At 40.4% G+C, this 21,185-nt stretch carries 21 protein-coding genes; 17 read left to right on the plus strand and 4 right to left on the minus strand.

The genetic code is table 11. The features are described 5' to 3' along the window. Window positions 1–4 precede the first annotated feature (4 nt). From upp to HMPREF0847_RS00385, 9 genes are all read left to right on the plus strand, one after another. Complete coding sequence (upp, locus tag HMPREF0847_RS00345) at window positions 5–634, plus strand: uracil phosphoribosyltransferase (RefSeq protein ID WP_008809560.1); 630 nt, start codon at window positions 5–7, stop codon at window positions 632–634. 174 nt (window positions 635–808) lie between these two features. Continuing rightward, window positions 809–1,426, plus strand: a complete 618-nt coding sequence (locus HMPREF0847_RS00350; protein ID WP_256262209.1) for an ATP-dependent Clp protease proteolytic subunit — start codon at window positions 809–811, stop codon at window positions 1,424–1,426. A 77-nt stretch (window positions 1,427–1,503) separates the two neighbouring features. Beyond that, entirely contained in the window at window positions 1,504–1,773 is a 270-nt protein-coding gene (locus HMPREF0847_RS00355) for a YlbG family protein (protein WP_008809558.1), read from the plus strand. A gap of 89 nt (window positions 1,774–1,862) precedes the next feature. Further along, complete coding sequence (locus HMPREF0847_RS00360) at window positions 1,863–3,029, plus strand: ABC transporter substrate-binding protein (RefSeq protein ID WP_008809557.1); 1,167 nt, start codon at window positions 1,863–1,865, stop codon at window positions 3,027–3,029. 158 nt (window positions 3,030–3,187) lie between these two features. Further along, a complete protein-coding gene (locus HMPREF0847_RS00365) occupies window positions 3,188–4,057 on the plus strand; it encodes a branched-chain amino acid ABC transporter permease (RefSeq protein WP_008809556.1) in 870 nt (289 codons plus the stop codon). 3 nt (window positions 4,058–4,060) lie between these two features. Continuing rightward, window positions 4,061–5,014, plus strand: a complete 954-nt coding sequence (locus HMPREF0847_RS00370; protein ID WP_008809555.1) for a branched-chain amino acid ABC transporter permease — start codon at window positions 4,061–4,063, stop codon at window positions 5,012–5,014. Beyond that, window positions 5,014–5,778 carry an ABC transporter ATP-binding protein gene (locus HMPREF0847_RS00375; protein WP_008809554.1) on the plus strand — a complete coding sequence of 255 codons (765 nt, stop codon included), beginning with the start codon at window positions 5,014–5,016 and terminating at the stop codon, window positions 5,776–5,778. The genes HMPREF0847_RS00370 and HMPREF0847_RS00375 overlap by 1 nt, the downstream gene beginning before the upstream one ends. Beyond that, entirely contained in the window at window positions 5,778–6,488 is a 711-nt protein-coding gene (locus tag HMPREF0847_RS00380) for an ABC transporter ATP-binding protein (protein WP_008809553.1), read from the plus strand. The genes HMPREF0847_RS00375 and HMPREF0847_RS00380 overlap by 1 nt, the downstream gene beginning before the upstream one ends. A 629-nt stretch (window positions 6,489–7,117) precedes the next feature. Next, window positions 7,118–7,774: a CBS domain-containing protein gene (locus HMPREF0847_RS00385; protein ID WP_008809552.1), complete on the plus strand. Its 657-nt coding sequence runs from the start codon at window positions 7,118–7,120 to the stop codon at window positions 7,772–7,774. 62 nt (window positions 7,775–7,836) lie between these two features. Here the strand turns inward: HMPREF0847_RS00385 and HMPREF0847_RS00390 are convergent, their stop codons facing one another. Genes HMPREF0847_RS00390 through HMPREF0847_RS00405 form a run of 4 tightly spaced genes read right to left on the minus strand, consistent with a single transcriptional unit; the run spans window position 7,837 to window position 12,413 of the window. Further along, window positions 7,837–9,072, minus strand: a complete 1,236-nt coding sequence (locus HMPREF0847_RS00390; protein WP_008809551.1) for an aminoacyltransferase — start codon at window positions 9,070–9,072, stop codon at window positions 7,837–7,839. Between the two features lie 14 nt (window positions 9,073–9,086). Beyond that, entirely contained in the window at window positions 9,087–10,301 is a 1,215-nt protein-coding gene (locus HMPREF0847_RS00395; protein ID WP_020992575.1) for an aminoacyltransferase, read from the minus strand. Further along, on the minus strand, window positions 10,301–11,110 hold the full coding sequence (gene yidA / locus HMPREF0847_RS00400) for a sugar-phosphatase (protein ID WP_008809549.1): 810 nt from the start codon (window positions 11,108–11,110) through the stop codon (window positions 10,301–10,303). Before yidA ends, HMPREF0847_RS00395 begins: the two co-directional genes overlap by 1 nt. Before the next feature lies 1 nt (window position 11,111). Then, window positions 11,112–12,413, minus strand: coding sequence for an HD domain-containing protein (locus tag HMPREF0847_RS00405; protein WP_020992576.1), 1,302 nt, complete (start codon window positions 12,411–12,413; stop codon window positions 11,112–11,114). A 104-nt stretch (window positions 12,414–12,517) separates the two neighbouring features. Between HMPREF0847_RS00405 and HMPREF0847_RS00410 the strand changes: the two genes are divergently transcribed. The 8 genes from HMPREF0847_RS00410 (at window position 12,518) to HMPREF0847_RS00445 (ending at window position 20,981) form a co-directional block, all read left to right on the plus strand. After that, the gene (locus HMPREF0847_RS00410; RefSeq protein WP_008809547.1) at window positions 12,518–12,904 is read left to right on the plus strand and encodes a DUF1934 domain-containing protein; all 387 of its coding nucleotides are present in this window, start codon (window positions 12,518–12,520) and stop codon (window positions 12,902–12,904) included. Between the two features lie 220 nt (window positions 12,905–13,124). Then, complete coding sequence (locus HMPREF0847_RS00415; RefSeq protein WP_008809546.1) at window positions 13,125–15,821, plus strand: cation-translocating P-type ATPase; 2,697 nt, start codon at window positions 13,125–13,127, stop codon at window positions 15,819–15,821. A 212-nt stretch (window positions 15,822–16,033) separates the two neighbouring features. Then, entirely contained in the window at window positions 16,034–16,441 is a 408-nt protein-coding gene (locus tag HMPREF0847_RS00420; protein ID WP_008809545.1) for a helix-turn-helix transcriptional regulator, read from the plus strand. 11 nt (window positions 16,442–16,452) lie between these two features. Next, a complete protein-coding gene (locus HMPREF0847_RS00425; RefSeq protein ID WP_008809544.1) occupies window positions 16,453–16,773 on the plus strand; it encodes a hypothetical protein in 321 nt (106 codons plus the stop codon). Between the two features lie 185 nt (window positions 16,774–16,958). Further along, window positions 16,959–18,503 (plus strand): peptide chain release factor 3, encoded by a 1,545-nt coding sequence (locus HMPREF0847_RS00430; RefSeq protein ID WP_008809543.1) that lies wholly within the window; start codon window positions 16,959–16,961, stop codon window positions 18,501–18,503. Window positions 18,504–18,817: 314 nt separating this feature from the next. Next, the gene (locus HMPREF0847_RS00435; RefSeq protein ID WP_008809542.1) at window positions 18,818–19,066 is read left to right on the plus strand and encodes a hypothetical protein; all 249 of its coding nucleotides are present in this window, start codon (window positions 18,818–18,820) and stop codon (window positions 19,064–19,066) included. Window positions 19,067–19,097: 31 nt separating this feature from the next. Then, window positions 19,098–19,844, plus strand: coding sequence for a CPBP family intramembrane glutamic endopeptidase (locus tag HMPREF0847_RS00440; RefSeq protein ID WP_008809541.1), 747 nt, complete (start codon window positions 19,098–19,100; stop codon window positions 19,842–19,844). A 228-nt stretch (window positions 19,845–20,072) separates the two neighbouring features. Continuing rightward, window positions 20,073–20,981 (plus strand): magnesium transporter CorA family protein, encoded by a 909-nt coding sequence (locus HMPREF0847_RS00445; RefSeq protein ID WP_008809540.1) that lies wholly within the window; start codon window positions 20,073–20,075, stop codon window positions 20,979–20,981. The last annotated feature ends 204 nt before the right edge of the window (window positions 20,982–21,185 follow it).

Here is a 21,185-nt window from a genome sequence, read left to right on the forward strand (position 1 = left end):
AATCATGGGAAAACTTGAAGTTATCGCTCATCCACTAATTCAGCATAAATTGTCTATCTTGCGTCGTACAGATACCTCTACCAAGGCTTTTCGTGAATTAGTTGATGAAATCGCAATGCTCATGGGATATGAGGTCTTGCGCGATTTACCACTTGAAGATGTCGAAATTGAAACACCAATTACAAAAACAGTCCAAAAGCAGATTGCAGGGAAAAAATTAGCTATTGTACCAATCCTGAGGGCTGGTATTGGCATGGTCGATGGACTTCTAAGCTTGGTTCCAGCAGCGAAGGTCGGTCACATCGGAATGTATCGTGATGAAGAGACTTTGAAACCAGTTGAATACTTAGTGAAGTTACCAGAAGATATCGACCAACGTCAGATTTTTGTTGTCGATCCAATGCTAGCTACAGGTGGTTCTGCGATCTTGGCTGTGGATTCTCTCAAAAAACGTGGTGCTAGTCACATTACATTTGTATGCTTGGTTTCTGCACCTGAAGGAGTAAAAGCCTTGCAGGAAGCACACCCAGATGTGGATATTTTCACGGCTGCCTTGGATGACCATCTAAATGAACATGGTTATATCGTACCAGGATTGGGAGATGCCGGAGACCGCTTGTTCGGAACTAAATAAGATTTTGCTGAAGGGTTGTCCAAAATCCAAGAAATAGGAAGATGGAGTGGTTTTGAAGAGGCAAGCTTCTTAAGGTCAGTATACTTCCTAATCAATTCAAAAATTTGACCTTTATTGACCAAAGAGTTATAATGGATTCATACTTTGAATATTCTATTTCCTATTTGATAGAAAATCCAACTAACAGAAAGTGAGAAAACTATGATTCCTGTAGTTATTGAACAAACAAGCCGTGGGGAACGCTCGTATGATATTTACTCACGCCTATTAAAAGACCGCATCATCATGTTGACAGGTCCGGTAGAGGATAATATGGCTAATTCAGTCATTGCTCAGCTTCTTTTCTTGGATGCACAAGACAGTACCAAGGATATCTACCTTTATGTCAACACACCAGGTGGTTCAGTCTCAGCAGGCTTAGCGATTGTTGACACCATGAACTTTATTAAATCTGATGTCCAAACAATCGTTATGGGTATGGCTGCGAGCATGGGAACCATCATCGCATCAAGCGGTGCCAAAGGCAAACGTTTCATGCTTCCAAATGCTGAATATATGATTCACCAGCCAATGGGAGGAACTGGTGGTGGTACTCAGCAAACGGATATGGCTATTGCTGCGGAACACTTGTTGAAGACCCGGAAAACTTTAGAGCAAATTCTTGCCGATAATTCTGGTAAAACAGTTGAGCAAATTCATGCTGATGCAGAACGTGATTATTGGATGAGTGCTGAAGAAACTCTTGCTTATGGATTCATTGATGAGATTATGGCCAACAATAATTTGAGTTAATCCTATAAAATCAAATTGCCCCTAAGGGGCTTTTTTGATATAATCAGTAAGTAGTTCTAGTTTGGGAAGGATCGTTTATGTATCAAAAAGAAGAACGAGTTGGAATAATTGTTTATCTTTATTATAATCGTGACGTAAAAAAAGTTGCTGCATATGGAGATATAGTTTACCATTCTAAAAAACGTCGGTATCTTCAGCTCTATGTACCAAAAACGCAGGCAGAAGACTTGCAGAAGAAGCTGGGACAGGAAAAGTTTGTAAAAAAAGTTCGTGCTTGTCATATTCAGGAATTGGACAAAAACTTCGTTGGTAGTCTACATCGCCAAGAGGAAAACGTTATCATTTAAAAAGCGTTTGTTTTTATATTGACAATTTTCTGATAATTCGGTATATTCTTACTATATAGTTTTGAATACACATAAAGGAGAACATTTTGATGAAGAAAAAATTTGCATTAACTTTGGTTAGTCTTGCAAGTGTTGCATTGCTAGCAGCCTGTGGAGAGGTTTCTACAACAGGAAATTCTGGCTCTGCTTCAGGAACTGAGATTGGTAAGACACTTAAAATTGGTTTCAACTTTGAAGAAACTGGTGACGTTGCTTCATACGGAACCGCTGAACAAAAAGCTGCTAAGTTAGCTGTTGATGAAATCAATAAAGCTGGTGGAGTAGACGGCAAACAAATTGAAGTTACAGATAAGGATAATAAATCCGAGTTGAGTGAAGCTTCTACAGTTTCTACAAACTTGGTGACCCAGGCTAAAGTAAATGCCATCATTGGCCCTGCGACTTCAGGTGGTACTGGTGCGGCGATTACAAATGCTGCTAAAGCTTCTGTTCCTTTGATTACTCCAAGTGGTACTCAGGATGATTTGACAAAAGGTCAAGATTACTTGTTCCGTACAACTTTCATCGATAGTTTCCAAGGGAAAATTCTTAGCAAATATGTCACAGACAATTTGAAAGCTAAAAAAGTTGTTCTTTACTACGATAACTCAAGTGACTACGCAAAAGGAATCGCCAAGGCTTTCCAAGAAGAGTACAAGGGTGAAATCGTTGCAACTGAAACATTTGCCTCAAAAGATACTGACTTCCAAGCAGCTTTAACTAAATTCAAAGGTAAAGACTTTGATGCCCTTGTTGTTCCAGGTTACTACACTGAAGCTGGTAAAATCGTAAACCAAGCTCGTGGTATGGGAATTGACAAACCAATTGTTGGTGGAGATGGATTTAACAGTGAAGAGTTTATCTCACAAGCAACTCCAGCAGCTGCAACTAATGTCTACTATGTTTCTGGTTACTCAACTAGCGGAAACATGACAGCTAAAGCTAAGAAATTCTTGGAAGCATATAAAGCTAAGTATAATGAAGAACCATCAATGTTCTCTGCTCTTGCTTATGACTCTGTTTATATGGTAGCAGAAGCTTCTAAGGGTGCGAAAAACTCAGTTGATATCAAAGAAAACCTTGCTAAGTTGAAAGACTTCGAAGGGGTGACTGGTTCTATCACAATGGATAAAAATCATAACCCAGTTAAGTCAGCCTTGATGATTGGCTTGAAAGATGGTAAAGTTGATACTGTGGAAACAGTAAAACCAAACTAAGCAATTCAACTGAATTTCTAGAATCTTACAAAAGAAGGAAAAGGAATTGTATTTAAATCAGAATACAGTTCCTTTCTGCGGGTGAGGTGATGAATTCAATTTCTAGGATTGAGTTTGTCTCTTGCCCGATTTTATTATATTAGAAAGTGTGGTGTCTTATGCTCCAACAGCTTGTCAATGGTCTAATTCTAGGTAGTGTCTATGCACTGTTAGCCCTAGGTTACACCATGGTCTATGGTATTATTAAGCTCATTAATTTTGCCCATGGCGATATTTATATGATGGGTGCTTTTATGGGGTATTTCCTCATTAATTCATTGAAATTAAATTTCTTTTTGGCCTTGATTGTGGCTATGATTGGAACAGCTATTTTAGGGGTTGTCATTGAATTCTTGGCTTATCGCCCATTACGAAATTCGACTCGTATTGCAGCCTTAATTACAGCAATTGGGGTTTCCTTCCTTTTGGAATATCTCATGGTTTATTTTGTCGGTGCAAGTACCTTACCATTCCCTCAGGTAATTCCAACTGTTCGTTTTAACTTAGGACCTATTACAGTCTCAAATATTCAGTTGATGATTTTAGGGATTTCTATTTTCTTGATGTTGGCTTTGCAATTTATTGTACAAAAAACCAAGATGGGGAAAGCTATGAGGGCAGTTTCAGTAGATAGTGACGCTGCTCAACTAATGGGAATCAATGTCAACAGGACCATTAGTTTCACCTTTGCATTGGGTTCTGCACTAGCAGGGGCAGCAGGTGTTCTTATCGCTCTTTACTATAACTCATTAGAGCCATTAATGGGGATGACTCCAGGTATTAAGTCCTTTGTTGCTGCTGTTTTGGGTGGTATCGGAATTATTCCAGGGGCTGCCTTGGGTGGTTTTGTTATTGGTCTGTTAGAAACCTTTGCAACAGCCTTTGGTATGTCAGACTTCCGTGATGCGATTGTCTATGGTATTTTGATTATCATCTTGTTAATTCGTCCTGCGGGAATCCTTGGGAAAAACGTGAAAGAGAAGGTGTAAGGTATGAAGCAAAATCTGAAAGTAAATCTTCTATGGCTTGCTTTAATTCTTGCAGGCTTTGTCTTGATTACTGTTTTAGCTGGTGGAGGAATACTGAACGCCTTCCATTTGCAAATCTTAGAAGAAATCGGTATTAACATTATTCTAGCGGTTGGTCTCAACCTGATTGTTGGATTCTCAGGGCAATTTTCTCTAGGCCATGCTGGTTTCATGGCTATTGGAGCCTATGCAGTTGCGATCATTGGAACAAAATCTCCAACCTATCCTGCCTTTTTTGCTGCTATGATACTAGGGGCTTTCATTGCAGGACTTGTTGCCTTGGGAGTTGGGATTCCTACACTTCGACTAAAGGGAGACTACTTGGCCATTGCAACTCTTGGAGTATCTGAAATTATTCGTATCTTGATTGTGAATGGTGGAGAAGTTACTAATGGTGCTGCTGGTATTTTAAGTATTCCTGGCTTTACTAGCTGGCAGATGGTTTATTTCTTTGTTGTTATTACGACTTTGTTCACATTGAACTTCTTGCGGAGTCCTCTGGGGCGCAAAACCTTGTCTGTCCGTGAAGATGAGATTGCGGCAGAGTCTGTAGGTGTTAACACAACTAAGGCTAAAGTCGTTGCCTTTGTCTTTGGGGCGATAACTGCATCAATTGCAGGTGCTTTGAAGGCTGGTTTTATCGGAGCAGTTGTGCCTAAGGATTACTCTTTTACCAACACGATCAATGTCCTAATCATTGTTGTATTTGGTGGTTTAGGATCGATGACTGGAACAATTATCGCAGCAATTGTGTTAGGTGTCTTGAATATGCTCTTGCAAGAGTTCTCAAGCATTCGAATGATTATCTATTCACTCGCTCTTATCTTAGTTATGATCTTCCGTCCAGGTGGACTTCTAGGTACTTGGGAGCTGCAATTGTCGCGCTTTTTAAAAAAAGATAAGGAGGTCAAAGAATAATGGCACTTCTTGATGTAAAAAATTTAACGAAACATTTTGGTGGTCTGACAGCTGTTGGTGATGTGACTTTAGAGCTTAATGAAGGTGAATTAGTTGGACTTATCGGTCCGAATGGTGCTGGTAAAACAACACTCTTTAATTTATTGACGGGGGTATACGAGCCAAGTGAAGGGACGGTGACTTTAGATGGTCACTTGCTAAATGGCAAAGCTCCATATAAAATTGCATCGCTCGGACTTGGACGTACATTCCAAAACATCCGTCTCTTTAAAGATTTAACTGTTTTAGATAATGTCTTGATTGCTTTTGGGAATCACCACAAGCCGCATACTTTTGCATCCTTCTTCCGCCTACCAGCTTTCTATAAAAATGAAGAAGACTTGAAAAATAAGGCTTTGGATTTGCTGAAGATTTTTGACTTGGACAAGGAAGCTGAGACTTTGGCCAAAAACTTAGCTTATGGACAACAACGACGTCTAGAAATTGTTCGTGCTTTGGCTACCGAACCCAAAATTCTCTTTTTGGATGAGCCGGCTGCTGGTATGAACCCACAAGAAACAGCAGAATTGACCGAGCTAATCCGCCGTATCAAAAACGAATTCAACATTACCATTATGTTGATTGAGCATGATATGAGCTTGGTTATGGAAGTTACTGAACGAATCTATGTATTGGAATATGGCCGTTTGATTGCTCATGGCACACCTGATGAGATCAAGAGCAACGAACGAGTTATTGAAGCATATCTAGGAGGTGAAGCCTGATGACTATGTTAAAAGTTGAGAATTTATCAGTCCACTATGGCATGATTCAGGCTGTCCGTGATGTCAGCTTTGAAGTCAATGAAGGAGAAGTTGTTTCTTTGATTGGTGCTAATGGTGCTGGTAAAACAACCATCCTTCGGACGATTTCTGGCTTGGTTCGTCCGAGTGCTGGTAAAATTGAATTTTTAGGAAATGAAATCCAGAAGGTCCCTGCTCAGAAAATCGTAGCAGCTGGTCTTTCTCAGGTTCCAGAAGGTCGCCATGTCTTTCCAGGTTTGACAGTTATGGAGAATCTAGAAATGGGAGCCTTCCTCAAAACAAATCGAGAAGAAAATCAAGCCAACTTGAAGAAGGTCTTTTCTCGTTTCCCGCGCTTGGAAGAGCGTAAAAACCAAGATGCTGCAACTCTCTCTGGTGGAGAACAGCAGATGCTAGCGATGGGACGGGCCTTGATGTCTACTCCTAAACTACTTCTTTTGGATGAGCCTTCTATGGGATTGGCACCTATTTTCATTCAAGAAATTTTTGACATCATTCAAGATATCCAGAAACAAGGGACAACAGTTCTCCTTATTGAGCAAAATGCCAATAAAGCACTTTCTATTGCAAATCGTGGCTACGTACTTGAGACTGGTAAAATTGTTCTTTCCGGAACAGGTCAAGAACTCCTCGCCTCAGACGAAGTCCGCAAAGCATATCTAGGTGGTTAAAAAGGTCCAGTGGACCTTTTTAAGTTATAGATAAAGAAAACCAAGTTTTCATCAAGATGCCCGGGTGGATTGTTTCAGGTTGCAGATGGGAATTCGTGGCAGCGAGTTTTCTTCAAACTGTCTGGGAGACATTTTTAGGTTGTTGATAGAAAGTTACGAAAGTAACTTAACATTTTGAAAAGGTCCAATGGACCTTTTTAAGTTGCAGATAAAGAAAACCAAGTTTTCGTCAGAATTTCCGGTGGATTGTTTCAGGTTGAAGATCTTGGTTGTTAGGATAGAAATGACAGTAGATCTTTCCTATTCTGCTTTTTATTAATTTAATTTGAATAAGCAGGAGAAATCACAAAGTTTTGAAGAATACTCTTATATATTAGGGCGGATAGATTGATTATAAGATTATTTATATTTAAAAATGTGATTTTGAATAGAATGAGTCTTAAGCTTAAGCCAGATAATTTTTAGAAACTTGAGTAATTCTCCAGTAGTTTTTCATTGAGGTTCTTCCAATTTTGCCAATAGCTGGATTTTTCTTAATTTTGAAAAAGTAAGAAAAATGATGAAAGCGTTTGAAATTGCGAAAAAAAAACAGTATAATAAAAGAAAGAAAAAATAGAGGAGAGACTCTTATGGCAGTAAAAGATTTTATGACACGCAAAGTCGTTTATATTAGTCCTGATACGACGGTTGCTCACGCAGCAGATATTATGCGAGAGCAAGGTTTGCACAGATTGCCAGTTATTGAAAATGATAAATTGGTTGGTCTTGTGACAGAAGGGACAATTGCTGAAGCTAGCCCATCTAAAGCAACTAGTCTATCCATTTATGAGATGAACTACCTCCTCAACAAAACAAAGATTAAGGATGTCATGATTCGAAAGGTCATCACGGTATCCCAATATGCCAGTCTAGAAGATGCGATTTACCTGATGTTGAAAAATAAAGTCGGCATTCTTCCAGTCGTGGACAATGAGCAAGTTTATGGTGTGATAACGGATCGAGATATCTTTAAAGCCTTTTTAGAAGTATCTGGTTACGGAGAAGAAGGAGTTCGAGCGCGCTTTGTTACTGAAGATGAAGTCGGTGTTTTGGAACATATTGTTCGCTTATTGGTGGAAGAAAACCTGAACATTTCAAATACCGTTAATATACCGAGAAAAGATGGTAAAGTTGTCATTGAAGTTCAAATTGATGGCAAGGTGGATTTAGAAGCGCTCAAGAAAAAATTTGAAGACAATCAGATTCATGTGGATAGCATCGTTCATACAGAAGCGAAAGCCTTATAAAATATACAAAAGGACTGGGAATCATGTTCCCGGTCCTTTTGTATATTTTAGATTTACGCATCTTAACGTCTTAAAATTTTCTTTATGAGCTGAATGATTTTAAATTTAAGAGGATTAGGATAATAACGGAAAGTTCCCATTTTTCGAACTATGAAGCCGTTGAAGTTTTGTTTGAAGCGCAGAACACCGTCAGAACCATCGAAAATTCCCATAATGCCGAGGAAATTATAAAATGGAATGCCTCTCTTGATGCTCTCAGTCATAACGTATTCCTGCAGCAGGGCAGGAGCGTAGAATTTATTAAACTCAGGATAGGAGCCACTGAAAAGATAGGTTGCTTCCTGAGGGGTGTAGATAAAGAGGCTAGCAGCCAGAACTTGGTCTTGGTCGCCGTACTTGTCAATCAATTCTTGGGCTTCAGCTTTGCGGGTTTCAAAGCTGTCAAACTGACTGGAAAGCTCTCGCAACTGGTTTTGCTTCTTTTCAGATTGAGGATTGTTTTCCAAGTCCGTTTGTAGCTTTTGGATTTTCTGGCCCAGTTTCTCTTGATCTTTTTGTAAGTTCTGAAGATAGTCCTTGAAGTTAAGACTAGCTGTCATGAAGTCAGCCTGCTGTCCAAAGCTATCATAAAAATCTTGATAGTAGTCTAGTGGCTTGTCGTCATATTCCCGTCGGTCAGAAGTGGCAGCTGTGATGTCTTTAAAAATGCTGAGTTGGTCACGTTCCAGCCTTGTTAGCTTGATACCAAAGGTGTTAGCCTTTTTGACGGTCGCCTTGCCGTTTTTACTGAAGGACTTGAGCAAGTCTTTCTCCGTCAGACCAGCTAGGTCTTTGACATAATGCCAATCAGGCTCCCCGCCTGGATAGCCTGTCTGCAGGCCGTCAAAGTCAAAGCCCAAATCAGTCAGTTGCTGGATAAGCTCGACCTTTTCATCAGATGTGGGCTGGCCATTGCTGTCAAAAGTCTGATAAGTCTCATAGGGCTTGATGATGAGCTCTAGGGCACCTTCTTTTTTAGCATAGGCTTGCAAAGCTTGATAGAAGGGGGTCAGGTATTGAGCATTGGTAGAGACAGGACCGCAGTTGATTTCCATATGAAGGCCGCCAGTCATAGGCATGCTGTAGAGGACAGCTGACACCACTACCTTCCCTTGCGGGTCAGTGTAGCCGAGGTACTGGATACTGAAGCCACGCTTGCTCAGCAGCTCTGCCATTTCCACGGTCTGCATAAAGGAGCGTTGGGAGCTAGCTGAGGTATGCTGGATGAATTCTTCTTGGCTGAGAAGTTTAAAGGTCATAGGCTTCCTTTCTGTTAATGCTTGCTGCGCAGTTTCTTTCTGATAGTGTAGGCCAGATTGGAGAGGTGGTAAAGAGGATTAGTTGGCAGGTTGAACTCACCAGCGAATTCTTCAATGGTCGGATTGAACTTGGATTTAAAACTGTAGAGACCGCCCTTGAGATCATTTTCGATTCCGCCCATATTTTGCCAATCAGCTCCGCGCTCAAAAGCATGTTTGGCCGTTTCGTACCAAGTGATAATGGCTGGCTGGTAACGGCGGTACTCCTCGTCCATTCCGGCATAGATATTTTCAGAGGTCTTGCCGTATTCTAAGACCAAGGTGCCAGACAGGGGAACAACAGCAGCACCTTGGCTGATTTTGTCCTGCAAAAAGTCAATCTCTTCTTGAAGGCGTTTCTGTTCTTGCTGGTTATTCTCAATCTTGCCGGGCTTGGTTTTCTCGGTAAATTTCTCTGCTTCTTTAAGTGTCTTGGTCAGCTGAGCCTGCAAGTCTTCCAATCGTGCCTTTAGATCAATACTGGACAAGGTGATGTAGGAGTGGTTGGGATAAGTATCCAAGAGTTTTTGGTAATAGTCTTTGCCACGCAGGTGGATATTTTTCCTGTTTTCCGTTTTCTTCATCAGGCCTGAAAAGTCATCCAGTAATTCTGCTCCGCCAAATTGGATTTGAATGCCTTTGTTACGGGCTGTACGAATAGCCTGGCGAGTACTCTTAGAAAGCAGATCCTCGCTGAAATCTTCTTTATGGATATTGGCCTGCAAGCGAGGCTGGATGGTTTCGTCCAGAGACTCAGTCCGTCCGACCCAGACAGCTCCTGCTTGTTGCAGATCTTGAATCAACTCAATTGTCCCTGACTTGTCTTGCATTTCGCCGCCCATTTTGCTTTCTGCCAGAAAGAGGCTGGGGTCAAATTTGACAAAGAGCGCTTTTTTCTCCTTGGCAAATTTCTTGAGCGACGCCAAAACAAAGGTCAGTAGCTCCTTATCACTATAGTCCATGATGGGACCCCGAGGGATATAAAGCATGGTCATTCCCAAGGGCAGTGGTTTGATCAGGACACTGGCTACAGCAACCAAGTGGTCGTCTTTATAGAAGCCCAAGCGCTCATTAGCCCAGTTATCTTTGATCTGAGCCCAGGCTGAACTCTGCAGGAGATTGGCCTGGGGATGAGCCGTGACAAAATCGTCGTGTTCCTGAGCTGAAATTCCAATTTTGTAACTAAACATTATTTTAAAACCCACTCTCTAATGGCGTATGCTACGCCGGATTCGTCGTTTGATTTGGTGATATATTTGGCGATTTTCTTGAGTTCTTCCTTGCCGTTTTCCATGACAACAGGAGAGCCAACCGCTTCTAGCATGGCGCGGTCGTTTTCTTCATCGCCAATTGCCATGGTCTGCTCCTTGCTTAAGCCAAGTTTTTCAGCCAGATGCAGAACAGCAGCCCCTTTATTGACAGTCTTTTTGACAATTTCCAGATAGAAAGGAGCTGACTTAACTAGTGTATATTTTTCAGTTAATTCCGGTGGCAGTTTAGCAATAGCCGCATCCAAAATTTCCGGTTCATCAATATACATGCACTTAACGATTTCTTTATTGGCCATTTCTTCAGGTGTACGGTAGAAGATCGGCATGCTGACCAGATTGGACTCGTAAACAGTGTACTTGCCGATGTTTCGATTGGCTGTATAAATGCCGTCCTTGGTGATGGCATGCATATGGACACCTAATTTTCGTCCGAGTAGTTCGATATCCAGATAGTCGTCATAGGACAGTGTTTCTTTGATTAATTCTTGACCTGTGACAGTATCCTGTACCAGTCCACCGTTAAAAGTAATCACATAGTTGCCTGGCTGATTAAGCTCTAGCTCTTCGAGGAGTTTTTGAACACCGGCAATAGGACGTCCAGTTGCAATAACGATTTTGATACCAGTAGCCTTGGCATCCTGGATAGCACTGAAGACTTCTGGAGTGATTTCTTTTTTGTTGTTTAATAAGGTGCCATCAATATCGATGGCGACTAGTTGAATAGACATCTTATTCTCCGTAAATAAAGGTATCGTTTTTCATATAGCTTAGAAAAGCTTGGCTATTTTCATTGAACAAGCCAGCATCAGTTAACATTTCTTTAGGGAAATAGAAACGGTTGTCCCCTTGACGTGTACCCGCAAGAGACTGGACAATTGGAGAAAGGCTAGACAATTCTGCTAAACTACCGTCTTTTTGAATGATTTCAATCTGAGTACGTGGCTTTTCAACGTCTGGACGATAAAAATCATATGGAAGGTCAAAATTACGATGAATAGCAGTGTAATAATCTGGTTCAAAACCAACTTGTTTGACAAGCTGGCGTAGGACATCCAGATGTTTTTCATTTTCCTCTGAGAAAATCATGGATTTAAAAACTTTTCGGTTGACATATCGCTGAGCAAGGTCAGATAAGATGGTGTCAGGGCTGGTCATCCAGCTTTGGAAGTAGGTATTCATGACTCCATCATCCAAAGCTAAATAGTCTTGCAAACTAAATCTCTTTTCAAAGAAAGGCAGTAAATTGGGTGAAGTTAGTTTAAAGAAGTCCTTCTGATCTTCGTAAAGGAATTTGGCTCTTTTTAATAGATTTTGCAACAAAACTTCCATGGCTCGACTAGCTGGATGGAAATAAACCTGCATGTACATCTGATAACGACTGACCACATAATCCTCCACGGCATGCATACCATTACGTTGAAAGGCAATCCCGTTTTCAACTGGTCGTATGACCCGTAGAATTCTGGTTAAGTCAAATTGACCATAGGAAGCACCAGTATAAAAGGAGTCTCGTAAGAGATAGTCCATCCGGTCCACATCAATCTGACTGGAAATCAGCTGAACCACTTGCTTGTTAGGATAGGTATGGTTGATGACACTGGCCACTTTTTCAGGAAAATCTGGTGAAACCTGAGTCAATACACGATTAATTTCGGTTTCAGGACTTGTGATAATCTGGCGTGTGATTTCTTCATGATCGGTATCAAATAAACGCTCAAAGCTATGAGAGTAGGCTCCGTGTCCTACATCGTGTAGAAGAGCAGTGACCATTACCAAAAGAGACTCGTGATTGTCCCAGGTTTGAAGATATTTCTCATCGAAGATTTTGGTAATCCGTCGGGCGATTTCATAGGCCCCCAGACAATGCGAAAAACGGCTATGCTCACCACCATGGAAAGTGTAACCAGATGTTCCCAGTTGCTTGATGCGGCGTAGTCGTTGAAATTCTTTAGTATTAATTAAGTCGTAAATAACTTGGTGGTCCACATGGATATAGGTGTGAACTGGATCACGAAATACTTTTTCAATCATGCTTCTATTATAACACAAATGGCTTTGTAGAGAGTAGAAGAAGAAAAAACCGATAAAATTTGTTAAAATAGAAAGGAAAACGACTAGATTGAGAGATAAAACTTATGAAGATTCGGATGAAAAACCAGATTCAATTAGATGGTCAGACAGAATTAATTGATCAAATTTACGATGCTGAATGGACTCAAAAAGGTAATCATCATTACTTACTGTTTAAAAACGAGGAAGACGAGAAAGTGGTGCTTAAATTTCATGATACGGAATTGACCATGACCCGCTTTTCTAATCCTAAAACTCTGATGCGGTTCATCAAAGATGACAGAGCCTTGGTTGAGGTGCCTACTCCTATGGGGATACAGACCTTGATGACGGATACTCAACGATATCATCTGGATTTAGATAAGCAAATCATTTTTCTGGATTACCAGCTTAAAACACCTGATGGAGAACGATTATTTGCTGATTACCATATGGAAATTTCTTGGTTGTAAAAAATATGAAATATTTTCAAAGAAGCTAGAAGATTTTCTTGCGAAAAAAGAGAAATTTTGATACAATGATAAACAACTCAAGGGAGTAGCTAACGGAATAACCGTTACATGGTCGTCAATACGAAAGCAATTTCCGGCCTTGTATGAAATAGCGAGACTTGTTTAATAAACAGGTCTCTTTTTCTATTTTAAAGAGACCCTATAAAAAGGAGGAGACAATTTGTCTAAAGAACAGAAACGTCAAGCTTTCTATACTCAGGATCAAGACTTAGTCTTGCAAGAGATGGGAACGTCTAAAGAGGGATTGACCAGCAGTGAGGCTGCAAAACGCTTATCTGAATATGGTCGCAATGAATTGGATGAGGGTGAAAAGAAATCTCTCCTCGTGAAATTTATCGAGCAGTTCAAGGATTTGATGATTATTATCTTGATAGTAGCTGCTGTTCTTTCAGTTGTTACATCTGGTGGAGAAGATATTGCGGATGCCATTATTATCCTGGCCGTTGTTATCATCAACGCTGCCTTTGGTGTTTACCAAGAAGGTAAGGCTGAGGAAGCTATTGAGGCTCTCAAGTCTATGTCTAGTCCAGCAGCGCGTGTTCTTCGTGATGGTCATGTAGCCGAAGTGGATTCAAAAGAACTGGTCCCTGGTGATATCGTCATTTTAGAAGCTGGAGATGTTGTTCCTGCAGATTTGCGACTCTTTGAAGCCAACTCTCTTAAAATTGAGGAAGCTGCTCTGACAGGTGAATCTGTTCCTGTTGAAAAAGACTTGTCTGTAGAGCTTGCTGAAGATGCTGGTATCGGTGATCGTGTTAATATGGCCTTCCAAAACTCTAATGTCACTTATGGACGCGGGATTGGTGTGGTCGTAAACACTGGTATGTATACTGAAGTGGGTCATATCGCAGGTATGCTACAAAATGCCGATGAGACTGATACTCCACTCAAACAAAATCTAAATAACCTTTCTAAAGTTTTGACCTACGCTATCTTGGTGATTGCAGCAGTTACCTTTGTAGTTGGAGTCTTTATCCAAGGAAAAGATCCGCTCGGTGAGTTGATGACGTCTGTTGCGCTTGCCGTTGCAGCCATTCCTGAAGGGCTTCCTGCTATCGTAACCATCGTTCTGGCTCTAGGTACTCAAGTCTTGGCCAAACGAAACTCTATCGTTCGTAAGTTACCAGCGGTAGAAACACTTGGTTCAACAGAAATCATTGCTTCTGATAAGACTGGTACTCTTACCATGAATAAGATGACGGTTGAAAAAGTCTTCTACGATGCAGTCCTACATGACTCTTCTGATGACATTGAACTAGGTCTTGAAATGCCTCTTCTTCGTTCAGTTGTTTTGGCTAACGATACCAAGATTGATGCTGAAGGAAACCTGATTGGGGATCCAACTGAAACAGCCTTCATCCAGTATGCCTTGGACAAGGGTTACGATGTTAAAGGGTTCTTAGAGCAATATCCTCGTGTTGCTGAGTTGCCATTTGACTCAGACCGCAAGCTCATGTCAACTGTTCATCCACTTGCAGATGGTCGTTATCTTGTAGCGGTTAAGGGAGCTCCTGATCAACTCGTGAAACGTTGTGTTGCTCGTGATAAGGCCGGAGATATTGCAGCGATTGATGATGCAACTTCGCATCTAATTAAATCAAATAACTCAGAAATGGCTCACCAAGCCTTGCGTGTGCTGGCTGGTGCCTACAAGATTATTGACAGTATTCCAGAAAACATAACTTCTGAAGTACTTGAAAACAATTTGATTTTCACTGGTTTGATTGGGATGATTGACCCTGAGCGTCCAGAGGCAGCAGAAGCGGTTCGCGTGGCTAAGGAAGCTGGAATCCGTCCAATCATGATCACTGGTGACCACCAAGACACAGCTGAAGCGATTGCCAAGCGTCTAGGAATCATTGATGAAAATGATTCTGAAGACCATGTCTTGACAGGTGCTGAGCTCAACGAACTTTCAGATGAAGAATTCGAAAAAGTAGTTGGCCAATACTCTGTTTATGCGCGTGTATCTCCAGAACACAAGGTTCGTATCGTCAAAGCTTGGCAAAATCAAGGTAAGGTCGTAGCTATGACAGGTGATGGTGTCAATGACGCTCCTGCTCTGAAGACAGCGGATATTGGTATCGGTATGGGGATTACAGGTACAGAAGTATCTAAGGGTGCTTCTGATATGATCCTGGCGGATGATAACTTTGCGACCATTATCGTCGCAGTTGAAGAAGGGCGTAAGGTCTTCTCAAACATTCAAAAGACCATTCAATACCTTCTTTCTGCCAATACAGCTGAAGTGCTGACAATTTTCTTGGCAACCCTCTTTGGATGGGATGTCCTGCAGCCAGTTCACTTATTGTGGATTAACTTGGTAACAGATACCTTCCCAGCTATTGCTCTTGGTGTTGAGCCAGCTGAACCTGGTGTCATGACTCATAAGCCGCGTGGACGTAAGTCTAGCTTCTTCTCAGGTGGCGTCATGAGCTCCATCATCTATCAAGGATTGTTGCAAGGTGCTCTGGTGTTGGCAGTTTATGGCTATGCTATTGCCAATCCTGTACATATTGGCGATGTAAAAGCAATCCATGCAGATGCGCTTACAATGGCCTTTGCAACTCTGGGATTGATCCAGCTCTTCCATGCTTATAATGTGAAATCTGTTTACCAGTCTATTTTGACAGTTGGTCCATTCAAATCTAAGACCTTCAACTGGTCTATCTTGGTTTCCTTCATTTTACTAGCAGCAACGATTGTTATCGATCCATTAGAAAGCATCTTCCATGTAACCAAGCTTGACTTATCACAATGGGCGGTTGTTCTCTTGGGTAGCTTCTCTATGATTATCATTGTAGAGATTGTTAAGTTTGTTCAACGTAAAATGGGCTTAGATAAAAACGCGATTTAGAACTTGCTTTAATAATAAATATCATTGAGGGGGAATCGGAAAGGTTCCCTCTCTTTACATTGTATTTTGTTGCAATATACTTTGAGATAAAATCACGGAATGAGAAAATTTTTTTACATGATTTGTCCATGATGTAAGCCAATGTCAAAAAAATTTGCTAGATTTTAGCTATGAAAAGAGTAGAATGAAGCTAGAAAGATAGGAGAAGGATAATGGAAATTGGTAAAAAATTAAAAGAAGCGCGACAGCTGTCAGGTATGACACAGGAAAGTGTCGCAGAAGAATTAAATGTCTCAAGACAAACTATTTCAAATTGGGAAACAGAAAAATTCTATCCGGATATTTTATATGTTTTACAGCTAAGCGATTTGTATGAGGTTAGCTTGGATGAATTACTGAAAGGAGATGAGAGTATGATTCAGCACTTGGAAGAATCGACCGATACTGTCAAAAGCAATCGGAAAATTTTATTGGCCTGTTTATGTAATATTTGCCTATTGTTTCTCTTCTTTATTTTTATTATCCCTATCTCCAAAAGTTATCTGCTGACCTTCTTGGCGGTGGCGCTAGTCATCAGCACGACAGGTTATATCTTGGCTCAGATTATTCGGAAAATATAGGAGGTTTTATCATGACTTGGTATGTATGTACTCTGATTGGTTTGCTTGTGGTGACAAATGGACTGTTTGTCTATCAACTGTTTAAACTAATTGAACTAGATGCTTCTGTTCGTGGAATGAAACACCCCAAATTCTGGGCTTTCTTAACAGCTGGAGGACAAAGGGGAGAAGGCTTGATACTCTATCTCTTGAAACGGAATAAGGCCATTTTTTCCATGACAGCTGAAGAGAAAGAAGAGTTTGAAAGCAGAAAAAAACGTTTACTCTATTTACTGGGTTTAATCTTACTCTTTGCAATTTTTCTCTTTAGTAGTTTCATTGTCAGGTTTTAAAGGAAATTTTATTGACAAAATGGATAGAATCGCTCGAAAGGGCGATTTTTTATCTTTTCTAGATAATTGAAAAAAAGGCTTAAATCCGCTATAATAGGTAGGTTGAAAGGATTGGGCTATTCCGATGTAAAATAGAAGAAAAATGAACATTCACCATTATCCTAAATTGAGAGAAAGAGAAGAAAATGAATTTACAAGAAGAAATTAAGAAACGCCGTACCTTTGCCATCATCTCCCACCCGGACGCAGGTAAGACAACCATCACTGAGCAGTTGCTCTATTTTGGGGGAGAGATTCGTGAGGCTGGTACTGTAAAAGGGAAGAAGACAGGGACTTTTGCCAAGTCTGACTGGATGGATATCGAGAAACAACGTGGGATTTCGGTTACTTCATCTGTTATGCAGTTTGACTACGACGGAAAACGCGTCAACATCCTAGATACACCAGGGCACGAGGACTTCTCAGAAGACACCTATCGTACCTTGATGGCGGTGGATGCTGCGGTCATGGTCGTTGACTCTGCTAAGGGTATCGAGGCCCAAACCAAGAAATTGTTCGAGGTTGTGAAGCACCGTGGCATTCCAGTCTTTACCTTTATGAACAAGCTGGACCGTGACGGGCGTGAGCCACTGGACCTCTTACAAGAGCTGGAAGAAGTCTTGGGAATTGCTAGCTACCCTATGAACTGGCCAATCGGGATGGGGAAAGCCTTTGAAGGATTGTATGACCTCTATAACCAACGCTTGGAACTTTATAAAGGTGATGAACGTTTTGCTAGTCTAGAAGATGGGGATAAGCTTTTTGGTAGCAATCCTTTCTACGAGCAAGTGAAAGAGGATATTGAACTTCTAAATGAAGCAGGTAATGAGTTTTCTGAGGAAGCTATCCTTTCAGGTGAGCTGACACCAGTCTTCTTTGGGTCAGCCCTGACAAACTTTGGGGTGCAGACCTTCCTTGAGACTTTCCTTAAGTTTGCTCCAGAACCACATGGTCACAAGAAAACAGATGGAGAAATTGTGGATCCTTATGACAAGGATTTCTCAGGATTTGTCTTTAAAATCCAAGCCAACATGGACCCTCGTCACCGTGACCGTATCGCCTTTGTTCGGATCGTATCTGGTGAATTTGAGCGAGGTATGAGTGTCAATCTGCCTCGTATTGGGAAGAGCGCTAAACTATCGAATGTCACTCAGTTTATGGCGGAAAGTCGTGAGAATGTGACCAACGCTGTAGCAGGAGATATCATCGGGGTTTACGATACCGGTACTTATCAGGTTGGGGATACCCTGACTGTTGGAAAAAACAAGTTTGAATTTGAACCACTTCCAACCTTTACACCTGAGATTTTCATGAAGGTTTCAGCTAAGAATGTCATGAAGCAAAAATCCTTCCATAAGGGGATTGAGCAGCTGGTACAAGAGGGAGCCATTCAGCTTTATACCAATTACCAGACGGGCGAGTATATGCTGGGTGCTGTTGGTCAACTCCAGTTTGAAGTCTTTAAGCACCGGATGGAAGGCGAGTACAATGCTGAGGTGGTCATGACACCAATGGGCAAAAAGACTGTTCGTTGGATTTCTCCAGATGACCTGGACGAGCGTATGTCATCTAGTCGAAACATCCTGGCCAAAGACCGCTTTGACCAACCAGTCTTCCTTTTTGAAAACGACTTTGCCCTACGTTGGTTCGCGGACAAGTATCCGGATGTCAAGTTGGAAGAGAAGATGTAACGTACTAAGATTGCTTGGCTACATAGTAGTCTAAGCAATCTACGCCATGTCCTATGGGACCATGGCTAAGTACCTTACTAACTGCATTTGGCAAATAAAATCGATTTGCCAAACTCCGTGTCGTAACGCATTGTTTACCTGATTTAGGCTGATTCATTGACTGAATCTGAATCAAAAGTTGCTAATCAGTTGATGGCAATCGCTATGGTGATTGTCTAGCTATCTTACTAATTTTGGCGAGTAATTTGCCTCTATTTGTTTGATTTCATGTTGTAATTAATAGAAGGAATATAATTAGTGAAGTCAACTACATTGTGGATAATGAGGAAAAAGAAATTATATGGAAAATGCCTTTTAATCCATTAAAAGACAAGGCAGCTAAAGAATATATGATTAAAGAAAATGCAGAAATGCAATTATCTTACAATATAACAGAGCAGATAGGTGGACAGTTGAAGGCAGGGTTCACTTTACTTGATATATATGAAGATACGAATGGCTCTGGTAGGCTTCATGAACTGAATATTAAAACCTATATTGCAATTAAATCAGTTAAAAGATAGAAATGGGTAAATTAAAATTTAGGGGAAATTTATGAGTCGAAAAAAAGCGATCTTCCTTTATTTATTAGGGACCCTAGGTCAAATATGGCTTATATCTATTATAGTTTTTGTATTGCGTCATTTGGGAATGGTTGTAGATTATAGGACGCCAATGGGAATGCTTGCTATTGGCATAGGTGGCCTTTCCACTGCTCTATGGGGAACTATTATTGCAGTTAGATACAAAAAGTACAGTACGAAGAAAATATTAAAGGATTTTTTCGCTATAAAGCAAAACAGGGGCAGTTATTTATTTGCTATTGTGTTCTTGTTTTTGGATTTTTGCTATGTTGCATTTGATGGGGAATTAGCGTTTAATACGTGGTATATTCCTATTATCTTATTTCTTAAAGCAATCCTTTTTGGTGGAATTGAAGAAGTAGGGTGGAGATATGTTTTTCAACCAATTATGATGGAACGCCATAGTTATATTAGTTCAACTATATTTACTTTTGTTCCATGGGGAATATGGCATTTTTCTTATTTCTACATTGAAGGCACATTGCCGCAGGTACAGGCATTGGGATTTTTGCTTGGATTGTTGACTAATTGCTTTATTTTATCCGCATTATTTATAAAGACAAACAGTTTGTGGATATGTGTGATGACACATTCGGTAATAAATGTTTTCTCACAATTAGCGGTAGGTGGTAATCAAAATATATCTTATGCTTGTAGAATAATTATTATAGTAATGGCAACTGTTCTTTCGATTAGAGAGCAAAATAAAAATGACTAGCACTAAATTCTACTGGGCTCTGACTAGCCGCTTCACTAATCAACTTTTTAGGGTAATTTTAATTCATAACAATTTATATCGTAATAGATAAGATAGGCAAACTAGCCACTTTATCAATCGTACTGAGCAAGGAAGTTGTTTTGACATAGCATATTTGAATGCAAGAACAGTTTAGGGAGTTAGGCACTTGTTCTTAAAAATCATTCTAGATGTTAAGAAAGGAGTTTCATGTTTCTGGAAAGAAAACTAAAAGGTCAGGATGTCTGGATTAATATTGATTCTGATGATGTTAAGCAGACTGCGCAGATCTATCAAGATTATGAAATTGACAAAGAAACCATTGAGTATGCTCTGGATAAAAATGAACGGGCTCACATGGACTATAATCGCGAGAATGGTACAGTTGTCTTTATCTACAATGTCCTTAATCTAGCGACAGATAAGGAACATTATGAGACGATTCCGATGACCTTTGTGGCTCAGGAGGGGAGGCTCATTACTATCAGTAATCAGGACAATGCCTATGTTGTTGATATGATGAAGGCCTATACTGAGCGCCATGAGCCAGTATCGGTCTATAAATTTCTCTTTGCGAGTCTGGAGTTGATCTCCAATTCTTACTATCCAGTCGTTGAGCGGATGGACAAGCGTAAGGATGAAATTAATACTCTTCTGCGCCAGACAACTACTAAAAAGCATTTGTTTGCCCTGTCAGACTTGGAAACCTCAATGGTCTATTTAGTTGCTGCGGCTAAGCAGAACCGCATGCTTCTAGAGCATATCAAAAGCCATGGTATTTACCGCCGTTTTGACGATTTAGAAACTGAACAGTTTGAGGATGCAATGATTGAGGCTCGTCAGCTCGTTTCGATGACTGATCTGATTGCTCAAGTTCTCAGTCAGCTCTCTGGCTCCTACAATAATATCCTGAACAACAATCTGAATGACAATTTGACTGTCCTGACTATTATTTCAGTTCTTTTGGCAGTACTTGCAGTTATCACTGGTTTCTTTGGTATGAATGTTCCTTTGCCATTGTCTAATGATAAGAATGCCTGGATTTATATTGTTATCATTAGTCTAGTCATTTGGGGACTTTTGACCAAGCTGCTAAAATGGTTGGCTAATAAGAAGTAAATTTCTGAAATCAAATTATTTTTCTATAACAAGCACCGGGATGGTGCTTGTTTTTTTCTTGATTGCTAAAGAAAATAATTAGTACAGTTTGTCTTTGTTTAAAAAACTGTATTTCTATGTTAGAAAATATAACGTATTGTCAAGAAATCTTATTGCATAAAATTACATAATAAAGTATAATATAAAACAATTTAAAATAAGTGA

Origin of the sequence: Streptococcus sp. 2_1_36FAA (assembly GCF_000161955.2) — a bacterium.
In the GTDB taxonomy this organism is placed as follows: Bacteria; Bacillota; Bacilli; order Lactobacillales; family Streptococcaceae; genus Streptococcus; species Streptococcus gordonii.

What these genes read in the sequence shown, in the direction of transcription:
- upp (WP_008809560.1), top strand. Translation starts at nt 5, where the DNA reads ATGGGAAAACTTGAAGTTATCGCTCATCCACTAATTCAGCATAAATTG.
- HMPREF0847_RS00355 (WP_008809558.1), top strand. Translation starts at nt 1,504, where the DNA reads ATGTATCAAAAAGAAGAACGAGTTGGAATAATTGTTTATCTTTATTAT.
- HMPREF0847_RS00360 (WP_008809557.1), top strand. Translation starts at nt 1,863, where the DNA reads ATGAAGAAAAAATTTGCATTAACTTTGGTTAGTCTTGCAAGTGTTGCA.
- HMPREF0847_RS00365 (WP_008809556.1), top strand. Translation starts at nt 3,188, where the DNA reads ATGCTCCAACAGCTTGTCAATGGTCTAATTCTAGGTAGTGTCTATGCA.
- HMPREF0847_RS00370 (WP_008809555.1), top strand. Translation starts at nt 4,061, where the DNA reads ATGAAGCAAAATCTGAAAGTAAATCTTCTATGGCTTGCTTTAATTCTT.
- HMPREF0847_RS00375 (WP_008809554.1), top strand. Translation starts at nt 5,014, where the DNA reads ATGGCACTTCTTGATGTAAAAAATTTAACGAAACATTTTGGTGGTCTG.
- HMPREF0847_RS00380 (WP_008809553.1), top strand. Translation starts at nt 5,778, where the DNA reads ATGACTATGTTAAAAGTTGAGAATTTATCAGTCCACTATGGCATGATT.
- HMPREF0847_RS00385 (WP_008809552.1), top strand. Translation starts at nt 7,118, where the DNA reads ATGGCAGTAAAAGATTTTATGACACGCAAAGTCGTTTATATTAGTCCT.
- HMPREF0847_RS00390 (WP_008809551.1), bottom strand. Translation starts at nt 9,072, where the DNA reads ATGACCTTTAAACTTCTCAGCCAAGAAGAATTCATCCAGCATACCTCA.
- HMPREF0847_RS00395 (WP_020992575.1), bottom strand. Translation starts at nt 10,301, where the DNA reads ATGTTTAGTTACAAAATTGGAATTTCAGCTCAGGAACACGACGATTTT.
- yidA (WP_008809549.1), bottom strand. Translation starts at nt 11,110, where the DNA reads ATGTCTATTCAACTAGTCGCCATCGATATTGATGGCACCTTATTAAAC.
- HMPREF0847_RS00405 (WP_020992576.1), bottom strand. Translation starts at nt 12,413, where the DNA reads ATGATTGAAAAAGTATTTCGTGATCCAGTTCACACCTATATCCATGTG.
- HMPREF0847_RS00410 (WP_008809547.1), top strand. Translation starts at nt 12,518, where the DNA reads ATGAAGATTCGGATGAAAAACCAGATTCAATTAGATGGTCAGACAGAA.
- HMPREF0847_RS00420 (WP_008809545.1), top strand. Translation starts at nt 16,034, where the DNA reads ATGGAAATTGGTAAAAAATTAAAAGAAGCGCGACAGCTGTCAGGTATG.
- HMPREF0847_RS00425 (WP_008809544.1), top strand. Translation starts at nt 16,453, where the DNA reads ATGACTTGGTATGTATGTACTCTGATTGGTTTGCTTGTGGTGACAAAT.
- HMPREF0847_RS00430 (WP_008809543.1), top strand. Translation starts at nt 16,959, where the DNA reads ATGAATTTACAAGAAGAAATTAAGAAACGCCGTACCTTTGCCATCATC.
- HMPREF0847_RS00440 (WP_008809541.1), top strand. Translation starts at nt 19,098, where the DNA reads ATGAGTCGAAAAAAAGCGATCTTCCTTTATTTATTAGGGACCCTAGGT.
- HMPREF0847_RS00445 (WP_008809540.1), top strand. Translation starts at nt 20,073, where the DNA reads ATGTTTCTGGAAAGAAAACTAAAAGGTCAGGATGTCTGGATTAATATT.